This window comes from Bradyrhizobium sp. LHD-71, assembly GCF_031157255.1.
In the GTDB taxonomy this organism is placed as follows: Bacteria; Pseudomonadota; Alphaproteobacteria; order Rhizobiales; family Xanthobacteraceae; genus P52-10.
Window position 1 is genome coordinate 21,679 of record NZ_JAVIFX010000008.1, and the last position, 13,178, is coordinate 34,856.

The following is a 13,178-nucleotide window of genomic DNA, read 5'->3' on the forward strand; positions in this document are numbered from 1 at the left end:
ATTCTCAATGCGCCGCGGGCTCAGGCTCGGAGAGCCATTGCCGGATGATGGAAACGGTCTCGCTCGGGTTCTTGTCGGCGAGTTCGCCGACGCGGTGAACCGATTGTGCGTGCACCTGGCCCTGCACCTGGGCCACGTCGATCATGTTGGGGACAGTCGAGCCGGGCACCGCGACCGCCGTCCCGGTCGCGGGCGCTGCGGCTGGCAGCGCTGCGATCGCGGTCGCGACCAGAGATTCCGGCGACAGCACGCGCTTCACCAGCGGCCGCACGACCATCAAAAGGACGACCAGGCCGAGGAACGCCATGACGGCGAGCTCGATCACGTACAGGATGTCGTCCTTCGTGAGCTGCAGCTTGCCAAGCCAGGTCGTCGGTTCGGCCGTCGGCAACTCCATCGGCGCATCGGCAAAGCGCAGGTTGACCACCTCCACCTGATCGCCGCGCCTGCCGTCGAAGCCGATCGCCGAGCGGACCAGCGTCGTAATGCGATCGAGGTCGTCCTTTGACCGCGGTTGATAGGTGCTTTCACCCCTGTCATTCTTGCCATAGACGCCATCGACGAGGACGGCGACGGAAATGCGATTGACGCGGCCAGCTTCGATCACTTCCGTCTTGGTGGTGCGGGAAATCTCGTAGTTGACGATCTCCTCGCTTTTCTTGCTGACGTCTCTGGGCGCCTGCGTGGGCTGCTGTTGCTGCGCCCCGGGCAGCTCGTTGTTGACCGTGACCTGGTTCTCGCGGTCATCCGTTCCCGTCGATTCCTCGCGCGACTGGCTCGATCGCACCACCCGGCTCTCGGGGTCGAAGCGGTCGGAGGTCTGGGTGATCCGATTGTAGTCGAAATCCGCCGAGAGCTGCACCCGGGCGCGCCCCGAGCCGACCACGGACGAGACAATCGCCTCGACCTGCTCGCGCAGCTTGCGCTCGAAAGCCGCGCGCCGCTCTTCACCCGTGACACCGTCGATCGTCGTGTCGGTGGCGCCGTTTGCGAGCAGGTTGCCGCGTTCGTCGACGATCGAGATCCGCTGCGGCTTCAGGCCGTTGACGGCCGAGGCCGCCAGATGACGGATCGCCCGCACCTGCGCCGGCTCGAGCGTGCCGCGCACTCGCAGCACGATCGACGCCGATGGCTCAGGAGTCTCGCGCGAGAACAGCGGTCGTTCCGGCAGCACGAGATGGACGCGGGCGAACTGGACGCGGTCGATGGCGCGGATGGTGCGGGCAAGCTCGCCTTCCAGCGCCCGCAGATGATTGATGTTCTGGACGAAGCTCGTGGCGCCAAGTGCGTCGGACTTGTCGAAGATCTCGTAACCGACACCGCCGCCCTTCGGCAGCCCGGCTTCGGCAAGCTGCATCCGCAAGCGCGTGACCTTCTCCTTCGGCACCATCAGCACGGCGCCGTCGTTACGCATCTCGAAGGGGATTCCCTGGCGCTCGAGATCCTTGATGATTGCCGAGGAGTCTTCGTAGGACAGTTCGGTGAACAGGGTGGTCAGCTGCGGCGTGGTGACGCGCATGATGAGGAAGCCAAAGAAGCCGATCAGCGCGGCCGTCACGGCAACCATGGCCATCAGGCGGGCAGCGCCCAGACCTCGTAGAAATCCCAACAGCCCCTGCAACGAACCAGCCCCTGAAGATTCGGCGTGCGCCAACTGGGCAAAATTTGCCCATGGGATGGTTTCGATATGGTTAACAGATGGTAACGGAGTTCCAGAAACGACAACGCCGGCTCGAGGGCGAGCCGGCGCGGGGCACAAAAACCGTGTTTGGTCGCGATTACTGGCGATATTGCTGAATGCGGGTGGTGCGCAGTCCGGCGAGACCATGCTGGTCGATCGAGAACTGCCAGGACAGGAATTCGTCCACGGTCAGCGTATAGCGGCTGCAAGCCTCTTCGAGCGACAACAGTCCACCGCGAACAGCGGCGACGACCTCGGCCTTTCGGCGAATCACCCACCGTTTGGTGCCGGGTGCCGGAAGGTCTGCAATCGTAAGCGGGCTTCCGTCCGGCCCGATGACGTACTTGACCCTCGGGCGATGAGGTTCTGTCATGGCGTACTCACAAAAACTCTACTGACTGAACACGTTGCCCGAAACTGTACGCTTGGCCGCTTAAAATTTGCCTAAGCTCAAGGTTGCAATACGATTCTCCTTGAAACGATGCGTTTACCGGTGCGCCGAGCTGTCGCGCACGCGCAAATCTTTATCAGAAGTTAATCGGAAATCAGACGCTGCTGCCTTTGACGATGCGCTTGATCTGATCGACGGTGAAGGTCTGGGTGCCGATCGACAGCAACGGCGGGTTAGCAGTCAGATCGACGGAATCGACAACGCCCTGCGAGTCCGTCTGGACGATGGTCGTCTGACCGGCGGCGTCCTTCGCGACGATGGAAAGCTTGTAGTCGCCGGCGGGCCACTGCACGCCGTCATTGCCTCTGCCGTCCCAGACGAAGTCATGCTTGCCGGCATTGATGCTGAACGTTCCACTATAGACGGTCTGGCCGACTGAGTTGATGACGTTGACCGTGGCACTGACGTCCCTGGGTGCGGTCAGGCTCCAAGTTGCAAGCCCGTTGTCCAGCGCGCTGGTCGTTCCGTCGACGACGACTGTGGAGCCGACGAAATTCAACGCCTGGGTCGCCTGCGTCGTCTTCTGCAGTTCGATCAGCGAAGCGAGCTGGTCATTCTGCTTGAGCTGCTGTTCGACCTGGGCGAATTGGACGAGCTGTTGCGTGAATTGATTGGTATCCAGCGGGTCCAATGGATTCTGGTTCTGCAATTGGGTCGTCAGCAACGTCAGGAAGGTCTGGAAGTTGCTCGCCAGCGTCGCACCGTTGGTCGAGCTGGTGCCTGTGGAGGTCGACGGCTGCTTCTGCGACGGTGCGGAAACCGGGATCGTCGGCGAGCCTGCATTGACGGCCATCGTTCTTGCTCCTCAAACCCTGATATCGATGCCGCCGCGCGGGCCGGTCATCTGGCCGTAGCTGCGTCCGGCCGTCTCGGCCGGGATGGTTTCCTCGTCAGTCACGATCAGCCGATGGGCATGGCGTTGCGAGCCATGGTCGTCGTTGCGGCCGGACTGCTGCTGCTGATCGCGCAGGCTGAACTGCAGGCCGTTGTCGGACGTCTTCAGGCCGGCGTCCTGCAAGGCGCGTTCAAGGTGCTGCGCGTCACGGCGCAACAGATCCAGCGTCGCGGACTTCTCCACGATCAGGTGCGACGTCACCTGCCCATGTCGATCCACATCGAGACGAACATCGATACGGCCGAGTTCCGGTGGATCGAGCCTGATCTCGAAGCGGCTGCGGCCGATCTGCACGTTAGCCGCGATCTCCACCGCGAGGCCGTTGATCGGTACCGCGACGGTGGCCGCCGGAGCGGCCGTAAGCTGCGTCGCCTGGACGGCAACGTTTGCCGCATGGGACATGCCGAAGCCGGTGGGAAGCGACTGCTCCGAGGCTGTCGTGGGGGAATGGCCGGCCACGACCGAGGCTTCGTGCAGCGGGCGCCCCGCCGGACGCGGATCGGTCTCAGCAGTATCGTTTGAATTAGGTCGGAGTTGCGCGTTCTGCTCTGCGCGGCGATCCGGTGGCACGTCCGGCTTCGCAGATTTCGGCTCGGGTGCGACATCGTCCTGTTTCTGGACCGGCTGAATGTCAGGCTTCGACACCAGCTGCGCCTGCGGCATGTCCTCGGCCAATTCCGCCGCTTCAGCACTTTTGGCCGCCGCGGAAAGCTCGGTGGTGGCCTTCGCATTGAGTTGCGCGTCGGTCGCCGCCGTCTCAACGAGGGCTGACGTCTCCTCCGTGGTCGTGCTGTCCGGATCCGCGGCCGGAGCCGTCTCGTTCGCGGCAGGCGCGGCTTCGACGTCGCTGTCACCGCCGGCGTCGGTCGCGACAGGCTCGGGTTGCGCTTCGCCGGTATCCAGCGCGACACGAGCAAGCGCGTTGGCCGCGGTCTCCGCAGGTGCGGCGATCGTGGCCGGAGGGTTCGAAATGCCGGCGCCGTCGCTGCTTTCGATGACGGAGGCGGGTGCGGCCGCTTCGCTCGCGAGCTGGATCTGGATTGGCACCGCCGCAACGAGGGTCGCGGGCGATGCCGGGGTCTCTTCGCCGTCAGTATCGGCCGTGGCCTCGTCCGGCTGGGTCTCGACAGGGGCGGTCGTCTCGCCGGTTCCGGATGTCGCAGGCTTCTCGAGGTTTGTGCTAGCCCGTGCCGCCGGCTCGCTCTGCGATGAGCGCTCGGAATCGCTGTGCGCGCGGGACTGGCTACGGATGCCCGTCCGCGGACCATGCAGCGGGCCTGGATTGCCGGAATGCGCAGACCCCGGGCTCGCTTCGCCTTCTTTTGCGGCCAGGTTCGCATCGACCAGGCCGGAAAATCCGTCGCTGGAAGACTGCGCGCTTTGACCTGCTCTCGATCGGGAGGCCGGGTTGGCGGGCTGCGAGCTGGTTTCGGCTACGACACTGGACACGGCTAGCCTCGTACATCGGGGGATCCGCGTTCTAGGGAGCAAGGAGCGGGCCAGCACGCACCGCAAGAAATTTGTAATGAATTCAAATACTTATATTGGCTGACGCGGAACTTTCGCGGACCGCTCCGGGCACCGTTTTGCCTGGCAGGCAAGAATTGCCTCGTCAAACCATGCTCTCCGGGCTGGCGCCGTTCTCGGCGCGGCTATAAGTACGGGGCATGGTCGTATGGACGGCCTTCCATCCTCAAACGACTCAGTATTTGCGCGCAACCAACCGGACCCATGCTCAACAGCCTCGACCTTGAAGGCCGCCCGGAAGACACCCGCGTCGTCGTGGCGATGTCTGGCGGAGTGGATTCCTCGACCACCGCCGCACTGTTGAAGGCCGAAGGCTACGACGTCGTCGGGGTGACGCTGCAGCTTTACGATCATGGCGCTGCGATCCACCGCAAGGGCGCCTGCTGCGCCGGGCAGGACATTTATGACGCCCGTCTGGTGGCGGAGCGCATCGGCATTCCGCACTACGTGCTCGACTATGAGGAGCGCTTCCGTGAGGCCGTCATCGAGCGCTTCGCCGACAGCTACGCTGCCGGCGAGACGCCGGTGCCCTGCATCGAGTGCAACCGTTCGATCAAGTTCGATCAGCTGCTGGCGACGGCGCGCCAGCTTGGTGCGCGCGCACTGGCCACCGGTCATTATGTTGCATCGCGCAGCCTCAGCGACGGTTCGCGCGCGCTGCATTGCGCGAAGGACACAGACCGCGACCAGAGCTATTTCCTGTTTGCGACCACGGCCGAGCAACTTGCAGACGTCCGTTTTCCGCTTGGCGACATGACGAAAACCGAAACGCGCGAGCTTGCGCGTCGCTTCGGTCTGTCGGTCGCCGACAAGCACGACAGCCAGGACATCTGCTTCGTTCCGACCGGCCGCTATACCGACGTGATCGAGCGGTTGAAGCCGAATGCGGTCGAGCCCGGCGAGATCGTCGATCTGCACGGCCGGGTCCTCGGACGGCACGAGGGCATCGTGCATTTCACCGTCGGTCAGCGACGCGGTCTCGGCATCGCTGCCGCGGAGGCGCTCTATGTGGTGCGGCTCGATGCGAAGACGCGCCGCGTCGTGGTCGGTCCGCGCGAGGCACTGCGGACGCGCAGCATCTCGCTGCGCGACGTGAACTGGATCGGCGACGGTGCATTGCCGCGCGCAAACGACCGTCGCGACATATTCGTCAAGGTGCGTTCGACGCGTCCGGCGCAACCGGCGTGGCTGCGATCAATCAACGGCGTCAGTGAGGTCGAATTGATCGACGGCGAGGAGGGCGTGTCGCCCGGCCAGGCTTGCGTGTTCTACGACGCGCCGACCGGTCAGGCGCGTGTGCTCGGCGGCGGCTTCATCGCGCGCACAGTGGCGATGGGAGACGACGCAGACAACAGCATAAATGCCGCGCGGCAGCTGGCAGCGTCGCGCGCTTAAAGAAGCGTTTGGGGCGGGGATGGGCAACGATATCGACCGCGACGGTGTCGCGAAGGCGTATGCGCGCTGGGCGCCGATCTACGACCTCGTGTTCGGTGCCGTGTTCGAGAAGGGACGGCGTGCTTCGATCGCGGCGGCCGACCGGGTCGGCGGCCGCGTGCTCGATGTCGGCGTCGGCACCGGCTTGTCGCTGTCGGACTATGCGCGGACGACACGGGTGTGCGGTGTCGATCTGTCGGAGCCGATGCTGCGCAAGGCGCAGGAGCGCGTGAAGGCCGACAAGCTCACCAATGTCGAGACGCTCGCGGTGATGGACGCGAAGGCTCTTGCTTTCGCTGACAACACGTTCGATGCGGTGGTGGCCCAATACGTCATCACGACGGTACCTGATCCCGAAGGAACGCTGGACGATTTCGTACGCGTGTTGAAAAGCGGCGGCGAACTTATCCTCGTCAACCACATCGGCGCCGAAGCCGGCTCACGCAAGGCTTTCGAGGCGGCGTTCGCGCCGGTGGCGCGGCGGCTGGGCTGGCGGCCGGAGTTTCCCTGGGAGCGGCTAGCGACCTGGGCGGAGCGTCACGCTGGCGTGACGATGATCGAGCGCACGCCGATGCCGCCGCTCGGACATTTCTCGTTGATCCGTTATCGCAAGCATTAGTTGATCCGAACCCAAGCGCGCGTGTTCCGCCGCCGTGGGCACCTGCTTTGTCAGGGGGAAAGCAGATCACAAAGCGAGATTCTCGGAACTCGGAGAGTGGCGGTTCGTTTTCATAAAATGAGAACGCAGGCGACAATCGTTCTTCTCTTGCTCCTGACCGGGGCGGCCGCCGCGCAGGCGCCGCCGACGAACCCGCAGTTCGTGCCGTCGTCGCAGGCCACCGTCCGATGCGCCCCGATTCGGCCGCCGGATTCCGGGCCCGGAACAGGAGCCCCGCCCGGACAGACGACCGGACAATCGCGTGAACCTTTAAGCGACCGGTTGGCCCAATCGGAGGGGTTGTTGTGCCCGCCCTCGAACCTCGATCCAAAAATGCAAAAGGACGCACCCGAGGAGGGGAAAACGCCGGTGATTCCACCGCCCGGCAGCCCCGGCGGCGATCCAAGCGTACGGCCCAAATAGGGCGGCGTCGCTTTCGCGCTTTGCTTGACAGGCATTTGGCCCGCTCTTTATATGCGGCCGTTCGCAGCCCCACCCGGCGGGCTCTCGATCCTTTTCGACGCGAACGACGTGGCGGGGTAGCTCAGCTGGTTAGAGCACGGGAATCATAATCCTGGGGTCGGGGGTTCGAGTCCCTCCCCCGCTACCATCGGTCCCCCTCCCAAGAACGCAACGGTAACGGCAGCTTGAGCAGCTAGTCGCCCCTTACTTCGATTGAGAGATCTCTTCGGTGCCCCTGGCGCCGTGACGATTACTTCAGCCACAAGCCGCCGAATGCTTTTGGGGTGTCGCTGCCCAAGCATCTAGAATGCAAAAAGGGGTGCTGGCCGCCCTTCTCGAAAGACATCCCCAAGAGCGCCTTCGGTTCCAGAAGAGGAGGTTGAGGAGCAAAGTCCGCTGGCAGGCGCTTAGACCGAACATTGCGGCAGCGTGCCTGCAACGCACAAAGTGAGCGTCACGACTAGACCACCGCGCCACACACCGGTGAGAACACCGAAATGAGGGCGGCGAGCATGGCCAAAAGTGCGCGAGATATACTGCCAGTCTTCCGGGCCATGAAGTCTGTACCTGGATCGGCGAACCGCCCCTATCTGAAATTGCGTGGCAGGAACCGATGAATACTGGTCGCGGCAACGGCGCCGTGCGCCTCGGCAACACACAATTGGTGCAAGTCCGACACCACGTCCCCCGCGGCATAGAGGCCTGGAACGGTTGTGCAGTGCTTCTGATCGACGATCAACGCCCCGACCGAATCGCATCTGGCGCCGAGCTTCACGCCCATGCCCGAATTGACCTTGCAACCGGCTGCGACGTAAATTCTGTCAAACGTTCTGGGCGCAGCGGATTGAAACTCCATTGTCGCCGCAACGTCATCTGTTGTGATGCAGGTTGGCTGCCGCGGCACAATTTCGAACGAGACGCCTTGGGAGCACGCAGCAGGATCGTCGAGAGCGATGAGCGTGACGTCGCGCGAGTACGCTCTCAGGAACTCGGCCTTGGGCAGACGTCAGCCAGGGTGCCGATCACCGCAATCCGCTTGTCGGTCGCTTCAAACGCATCGCAGACCGGGCAGTAACGGACGATCGCCTTTGCTTCAGCCTCTCGCAATCCGGCGATCTTCGGTCGCACGTCGGTCAGTCCGGTCGCAATCAGAACCGCTGGCGCAACAGCGATCCTTTCGGTGAGTTTCAGCGCAAATTCGGCGCCGCACTTTTCCAGATCCGACGCAGTCTCGTTCGACACAAGCGCACCGCATTCGATCGCCTGCATGCGCAATCGCTCCAGCAGTCCAACGCCGGAAATTGCTGAAAATGCCGGATGATTATGCGCTCGCGGGATCAGCTGGGCTCGGCTTTGGCCCGCATCGACGAGCAGGGCGCGGCGGTGGAATCGCGCCAGATAGGTTGCCGCAGTCAGCCCGGCCGGACCACCGCCGATGATGATGCAGTCATAGGCATCCGTGTCGCGCGACATGATCGAAGCCTCTGTGAGCTGGCCAACATCATCAGCCGGCAACCTTCAGGCGCCCCGTAGGTTCCTGGTGGGCTGCCCCGCGGGCACCTTCGACGCCAGACAGCGGCGCGACCTCGCACCAACCTGCAGGCCGTTCTCACAATCCAACTGCTCCGAAAGGGCCAGGCTGGGCGCCGCTCGTGCACCGTTTCTTTGCGCCGACCTAGAACGGTTGCCCGATCCCCAGCATGTTGCCTTCGCTGTCGCGGAACCAGGCGGCGAACTCACCGGACCCCTTGCTCGGATAATTACCCTCAATCGTCGCAATGCAGTTCTTGGTGGCGAGTGGCGGCTCGTTGTACTCCTCGAACACGACGCCTCGCTGCCGCAGCTCGGCGACTGTTGTGCTGAGATCGGCGACCTCGAATCCCATTTGTGTGAACGAACCGTCGGACGCGCCGGTTGATGCGAAGAGTGCGAACTCGCACTCGCCGACGACATAACGGAGACCTCCTGGGCGCTCCTCGGTCGGGTGCAGATCCAGCTTTTCGGCATACCACGCGCGGGCCCGATCGAGTTCCTTTGCTGGCAATCGGACCACCACCTTTCGCATGCCAAGCATCGTTCGCTCCTCCTGTACATCAATGAAATTCCCGCCGCGTAGGGGAGGGCGGTTGGTGCGCTGTTGAAGAGGCAACCAGGACATTCCCAAACAATCCCAGTACTTGCTGAACTGCAGACCCTTAATCAGCGAGTCGTGGGTTCGAGCCCTACATCGCCCATCAAAAAGAATCAAAATAAGGTTGTCGAGCGAGGATGGCGCCGCGCCTCGATCTCTGCAATGTCCGCTGGATCCGCGGCTAGCCGTCTGAAGACAGCACACGTATGATCTGCGAGTACGATGCAGCGGATCTGGCGAGCGTACGCAATGTCCAACGGGCGGCTGACGCCAAGTTTGAGCAGGTCTGGGTCGCTGACGTTCTTGGTGAGCTTTAGCAATCTCGCACCCGAGACCAGTGTGGCGTGTTGCCAAACGTCGCTGCGCCAAAATGACGTCCGTATTCACGCGGTATGCGCTTTATGGAATGAGGTGCAGGGTGTGAGGCCCGGGCACAACGTCGAGTTCGTAGTTTGTGCGTTCGAGTCTAGGGATGCCCTCGTCGACGAGGCGCCAAAACTCCACGACGCCGCGTCTGCGTCGCGGCTCGTAGCGGTCGAAATGGGTGACGGCGACGAAGTTTCCGGATGCATCGAACGCGAGCCCTTCAGTCAGGATGCCTTGCAAGGGATAGTTGGCGATCTGGTCCATTCGTCCCGTGCGCGGATCGAGCGAGAGGAGATCGAGCGCACCGCCGGCGGTGAGCCTGTCATCGCTCCACGGCATGAAGCTGCGGGTCAATGCTGCGGTGACTATGAACCGGCCGTTCGGCGAAAAGGCAATTCCTTCCGGGCTGACGCTCGCCGCCGCCGTTCCCGTAACAGCATGGCGTGCGTTCTCTCGATCGAAACGGACAGCGGTGAGGCTGCCGGGAGGCGGGTTGAGATAGTTCGGCGGCGGAGCATCTCCCCAATGAAGATTTGTTGTGACGAAGTACTGGCCGTCCGGCGAAAACGCGCCCTGATCGGGAAAATCGCCAGTCTTCGCAGCATTACCCCATTGCTCGAGCCGAACCTGCCCTTGGCTCTCGCTGACCCGATAGAAGCGTATCTCGTCTTCGAACGGCAATGTCAGCGCGAGAAAGTTGCCCGACGGATGCCACTGCACGCGCCCCACCCGGCGAAGGGGCCGTCCACCCACCTCAATACCGAACGCCGTGGCCTCGGGCCCGATTGTACCGTCGGCGCTGATCCTGCGCAGGACGATATGCCTGCCGGGCTCGTAAGTGTTGACGGCAAGCATTCGGCCGTTGGGGCTAAGGTCGATCGTGTGAGTATGGTGCGCAACGACGACACTTTCGACGATCTTCGGAGCGGTGCGGTCCTGCAGGTCGACAACCGTCACATGCGATTCGCTCGAAAGCCCCTGAAACACATTCGGAACGGATTCGACTCCGTCCGGGGCATTGCCTCGCGTTTCAAGCACGTAGGCGAACCGGCCATCGGGCGACGCGGTCACCTGAAAGGGAGGTCCGACCACCGAGTTGGAGACGGGAACCTCAGCGATGTTGACATTTTCATCCAACTTTCCGGCGGGTCGGATCGGAAGCGACAGGACGGACAGAGTATCGGCGGCATTCACGCGATCGCGCGCAGACCTGACAAGCTTGCCATCGACGAAACCACTCGCCGGCATCGACGTGTCGGAAAGGACGAGCAATGCACGTCCGGTGAAGGCGGGAGCTTCCTGACCGCAAGCCGCCTCGGTGAATGTGAGAAGCAGGGTGCCAGTAAGGAGACGAGCAAAAGAGAATCTGAACGGCGAACCCATGGTTTGATCCTTACAATCCCAGCCCGCGTATTGATCGACCAATCTGTTTGTGTTGAGAATTGCGAATAGCGAGAATATACCGTTCGTAAAATACGAGAAATGAAATGGACCGGCTGTCGGCAATGCGATTATTTGTACGCATCAGTCAGCTTGGTTCGTTCACCCAGGCTGCGGCAAGTTTGCGGATATCATCCGCCACGGCGACGGAACGGATCAGACGCCTCGAGTCGGAACTGAACACGAAGCTGCTCAACCGCTCGACGCGTAAAGTGGCCCTGACCGAGGAGGGCGAGCGCTACTTCAAGACCTGTCAAAGCGTGCTGGATGAACTCGAAGAGGTTGAACAGTCGATCGGGGAAGCCAACAAACTCCGGCGCGGTAGCGTGACAATGAGCGTGAACGTTGGCATCTATCGGGCGATGCTGCTGCCAAGGATCGCGTCGTTCGCAAGCGACCATCCGGATCTCCGGTTACAGATCATGATCACCGACCAGCGGGCTGATTTCGTCCGCGACAATATCGACTTTGCGGTGCGTATCGGCGGACTGGAGGATCAGGATCTCATCGTTCGCTCCCTGGGCACGCCGATGCGCATCACGGTCGCCTCTCCGAAATACATTCGTCGTTACGGGATGCCGCAGTCGCCCGAGGAGATTCGTCAACACAGGACCGTCGAGTTTCTTCTGCCACGGGATCGTAAATCGCTCGCATGGGAATTCGGCTCCCGGGGAAAGAAGAGCGAGCTTCACCTCGGCGGCCCGATTGCGCTGAACGATGCGGAGGGCAGAGTCAAACTTGCCGAAGACGGCTTTGGCATCGCCCAGACCGTCTGCTTTTTAGCGGCGGAAAGCATTGCACGAGGGCGGCTCGTTCGGCTGCTTAAGGATTGGGAAACGCCGGCGCCGGAGATTTCAATTCTGTATTCGCGAAACCGATATCTGCCTGTCAGAGTCAGGCTCGTGATGGACTTCGTGGCGGAGTTGATTACGGAGCGGCTAAAGGCCGCTAGCGCGATTCTTGGACGAACTAGCGTCGTTCGGACATGATCGTCCGCGAGAGACGAGCGCGGCTGACTGACCCGATCGTCGTGGCGCGGAACGGCGGTACCACCGCGGCGAACGCCTTCCATCTCCCGCGGCATCGTCGCAATGCCGACCATCACGATCGGATGCCATACAAGCGGCTCAGGAGCCGAGGTCTTGGGCGGCGCCGGTGACTCGCTCGAAGGCTAGAAGTCTTTTGTCAACGCTCGCTTCGCAAAGCAAAGCCTCGCCAACGATACCAGCGAGGCTTCAAAGCCATCATCTCAGTACATCCGTGAATGATGGCTCAATCAGACGAGCTCAAGATTTTCCGCGCTCGAATTGCCGCGCAGCTTATCCGCTTTCAGCTCGTAGGAGAGCTTCTGGCCCTCACCAAGGCCGGTCATCCCAGCTCGCTCAACCGCGCTGATGTGCACAAACACGTCGTTCCCGCCGAAGACCTCATTCAACCCAGTGACGGCGACCATTTCAATCTGCGGTCCGTGCGGGCCGCGTGTTGCGGACGACCTCGGCCCAGGATTTAACGCAGCTGAGTGGTAGTTCCCGCGTGATACATGCTGCCAGTGTGCTGTGGGTGCTATGTGGGGGTTCCGGAGGAGAATAAAACCCCGCAGGGGATCAGAGATTCAGGGCGGTGACCAACTGTCCGCCTGATGATCCGATGCGTGAACCGCCATGATGGGATTGTACCGCACGACCACGCCCGAACCCGAGATTTCGAGCAGGGCCGGATTAAGGCGCATTCATGCTGCGCGTCTCTGCCGCGCTGGCTGAGAGAGAGCGCACGGCATTTCAGGCAGGTGCGAAGTTGAGTAATGTGGCGCAGACCTGGATCAGGCAGGCTTGGCGGGAAGGGGGTGATCCATGTCCGGGCTGCTGATGGCTCGCGCCGTGCGTTATCCTGCACTTGCCGCAGTTCAAGAAGGGGGGGTCAACGCGGGCCGAAATCCCTGGTGCGCCCACGAGCGCCGCTTCCGGTCGCTCAGCCACGAGAAGTGGCCTCGCTCCTTGCTGCGTTATCTCCCGGCGCGAGCGTAATCTCTACGACGTAGCCTTTCTTGGCGGAAAGTTCTGTCTCGCATGATGCAGTGCCGCTGCGGCTGAGGAACCATCGCAAACCTTCCGACCTTAGCCCTGCTCGTGGAGA

13 protein-coding genes and 2 tRNA genes are annotated in these 13,178 nt (G+C 62.3%); 6 read left to right on the top strand and 9 right to left on the bottom strand.

From position 1 onward, the window contains the following. Positions 1 to 4: 4 nt before the first annotated feature. The 4 genes from fliF to RCO31_RS10510 all read right to left on the bottom strand — a co-directional run bounded on the left by fliF (position 5) and on the right by RCO31_RS10510 (position 4,476). A complete protein-coding gene (fliF, locus tag RCO31_RS10495) occupies positions 5 to 1,621 on the bottom strand; it encodes a flagellar basal-body MS-ring/collar protein FliF (protein WP_308968272.1) in 1,617 nt (538 codons plus the stop codon). Between the two features lie 157 nt (positions 1,622 to 1,778). After that, a complete protein-coding gene (locus RCO31_RS10500) occupies positions 1,779 to 2,054 on the bottom strand; it encodes a DUF1153 domain-containing protein (RefSeq protein ID WP_002714638.1) in 276 nt (91 codons plus the stop codon). A 172-nt stretch (positions 2,055 to 2,226) separates the two neighbouring features. Then, positions 2,227 to 2,925, bottom strand: a complete 699-nt coding sequence (locus RCO31_RS10505; protein WP_308968273.1) for a flagellar hook capping FlgD N-terminal domain-containing protein — start codon at positions 2,923 to 2,925, stop codon at positions 2,227 to 2,229. 12 nt (positions 2,926 to 2,937) lie between these two features. After that, a complete protein-coding gene (locus RCO31_RS10510; protein ID WP_308968274.1) occupies positions 2,938 to 4,476 on the bottom strand; it encodes a flagellar hook-length control protein FliK in 1,539 nt (512 codons plus the stop codon). Between the two features lie 282 nt (positions 4,477 to 4,758). Between RCO31_RS10510 and mnmA the strand changes: the two genes are divergently transcribed. From mnmA to RCO31_RS10530, 4 genes are all read left to right on the top strand, one after another. After that, positions 4,759 to 5,949: a tRNA 2-thiouridine(34) synthase MnmA gene (gene mnmA / locus RCO31_RS10515; protein ID WP_308968275.1), complete on the top strand. Its 1,191-nt coding sequence runs from the start codon at positions 4,759 to 4,761 to the stop codon at positions 5,947 to 5,949. Positions 5,950 to 5,968: 19 nt separating this feature from the next. Beyond that, positions 5,969 to 6,607, top strand: coding sequence for a class I SAM-dependent methyltransferase (locus RCO31_RS10520; protein WP_308968276.1), 639 nt, complete (start codon positions 5,969 to 5,971; stop codon positions 6,605 to 6,607). A gap of 117 nt (positions 6,608 to 6,724) precedes the next feature. Continuing rightward, positions 6,725 to 7,069 (top strand): hypothetical protein, encoded by a 345-nt coding sequence (locus tag RCO31_RS10525; RefSeq protein WP_308968453.1) that lies wholly within the window; start codon positions 6,725 to 6,727, stop codon positions 7,067 to 7,069. 110 nt (positions 7,070 to 7,179) lie between these two features. Next, positions 7,180 to 7,256, top strand: a tRNA-Met gene (locus RCO31_RS10530). A gap of 438 nt (positions 7,257 to 7,694) precedes the next feature. Here RCO31_RS10530 and RCO31_RS34720 read toward each other — a convergent pair. The 3 genes from RCO31_RS34720 to RCO31_RS10540 all read right to left on the bottom strand — a co-directional run bounded on the left by RCO31_RS34720 (position 7,695) and on the right by RCO31_RS10540 (position 9,182). Next, positions 7,695 to 8,012, bottom strand: a complete 318-nt coding sequence (locus RCO31_RS34720) for an FAD-dependent oxidoreductase (protein ID WP_374991461.1) — start codon at positions 8,010 to 8,012, stop codon at positions 7,695 to 7,697. A gap of 77 nt (positions 8,013 to 8,089) precedes the next feature. Beyond that, positions 8,090 to 8,581 (bottom strand): NAD(P)/FAD-dependent oxidoreductase, encoded by a 492-nt coding sequence (locus tag RCO31_RS10535; RefSeq protein WP_308968277.1) that lies wholly within the window; start codon positions 8,579 to 8,581, stop codon positions 8,090 to 8,092. Between the two features lie 202 nt (positions 8,582 to 8,783). After that, a complete protein-coding gene (locus tag RCO31_RS10540; protein ID WP_308968278.1) occupies positions 8,784 to 9,182 on the bottom strand; it encodes a VOC family protein in 399 nt (132 codons plus the stop codon). Positions 9,183 to 9,228: 46 nt separating this feature from the next. Here RCO31_RS10540 and RCO31_RS10545 point away from each other — a divergent pair. After that, a tRNA-Lys gene (locus RCO31_RS10545) sits at positions 9,229 to 9,342 on the top strand. Positions 9,343 to 9,638: 296 nt separating this feature from the next. Here RCO31_RS10545 and RCO31_RS10550 read toward each other — a convergent pair. After that, a complete protein-coding gene (locus RCO31_RS10550; RefSeq protein WP_308968279.1) occupies positions 9,639 to 10,988 on the bottom strand; it encodes a beta-propeller fold lactonase family protein in 1,350 nt (449 codons plus the stop codon). A 104-nt stretch (positions 10,989 to 11,092) separates the two neighbouring features. On the opposite strand from RCO31_RS10550, the gene RCO31_RS10555 reads away from it, so the two are divergent. Beyond that, positions 11,093 to 12,034, top strand: a complete 942-nt coding sequence (locus RCO31_RS10555) for a LysR family transcriptional regulator (RefSeq protein ID WP_308968280.1) — start codon at positions 11,093 to 11,095, stop codon at positions 12,032 to 12,034. A gap of 287 nt (positions 12,035 to 12,321) precedes the next feature. On the opposite strand, the gene RCO31_RS10560 is transcribed toward RCO31_RS10555, so the two are convergent. Next, positions 12,322 to 12,498, bottom strand: a complete 177-nt coding sequence (locus tag RCO31_RS10560; protein WP_308968281.1) for a cold shock domain-containing protein — start codon at positions 12,496 to 12,498, stop codon at positions 12,322 to 12,324. Between the last annotated feature and the right edge of the window lie 680 nt (positions 12,499 to 13,178).

Bases quoted from the DNA above. Each gene is read 5' to 3' on its own strand.
- RCO31_RS10535 (WP_308968277.1), bottom strand. From the start codon at position 8,581: ATGTCGCGCGACACGGATGCCTATGACTGCATCATCATCGGCGGTGGT.
- RCO31_RS10540 (WP_308968278.1), bottom strand. From the start codon at position 9,182: ATGCTTGGCATGCGAAAGGTGGTGGTCCGATTGCCAGCAAAGGAACTC.
- RCO31_RS10525 (WP_308968453.1), top strand. From the start codon at position 6,725: ATGAGAACGCAGGCGACAATCGTTCTTCTCTTGCTCCTGACCGGGGCG.
- RCO31_RS10555 (WP_308968280.1), top strand. From the start codon at position 11,093: ATGGACCGGCTGTCGGCAATGCGATTATTTGTACGCATCAGTCAGCTT.
- RCO31_RS10550 (WP_308968279.1), bottom strand. From the start codon at position 10,988: ATGGGTTCGCCGTTCAGATTCTCTTTTGCTCGTCTCCTTACTGGCACC.
- RCO31_RS10520 (WP_308968276.1), top strand. From the start codon at position 5,969: ATGGGCAACGATATCGACCGCGACGGTGTCGCGAAGGCGTATGCGCGC.
- RCO31_RS10505 (WP_308968273.1), bottom strand. From the start codon at position 2,925: ATGGCCGTCAATGCAGGCTCGCCGACGATCCCGGTTTCCGCACCGTCG.
- RCO31_RS10500 (WP_002714638.1), bottom strand. From the start codon at position 2,054: ATGACAGAACCTCATCGCCCGAGGGTCAAGTACGTCATCGGGCCGGAC.
- mnmA (WP_308968275.1), top strand. From the start codon at position 4,759: ATGCTCAACAGCCTCGACCTTGAAGGCCGCCCGGAAGACACCCGCGTC.
- RCO31_RS10560 (WP_308968281.1), bottom strand. From the start codon at position 12,498: ATGGTCGCCGTCACTGGGTTGAATGAGGTCTTCGGCGGGAACGACGTG.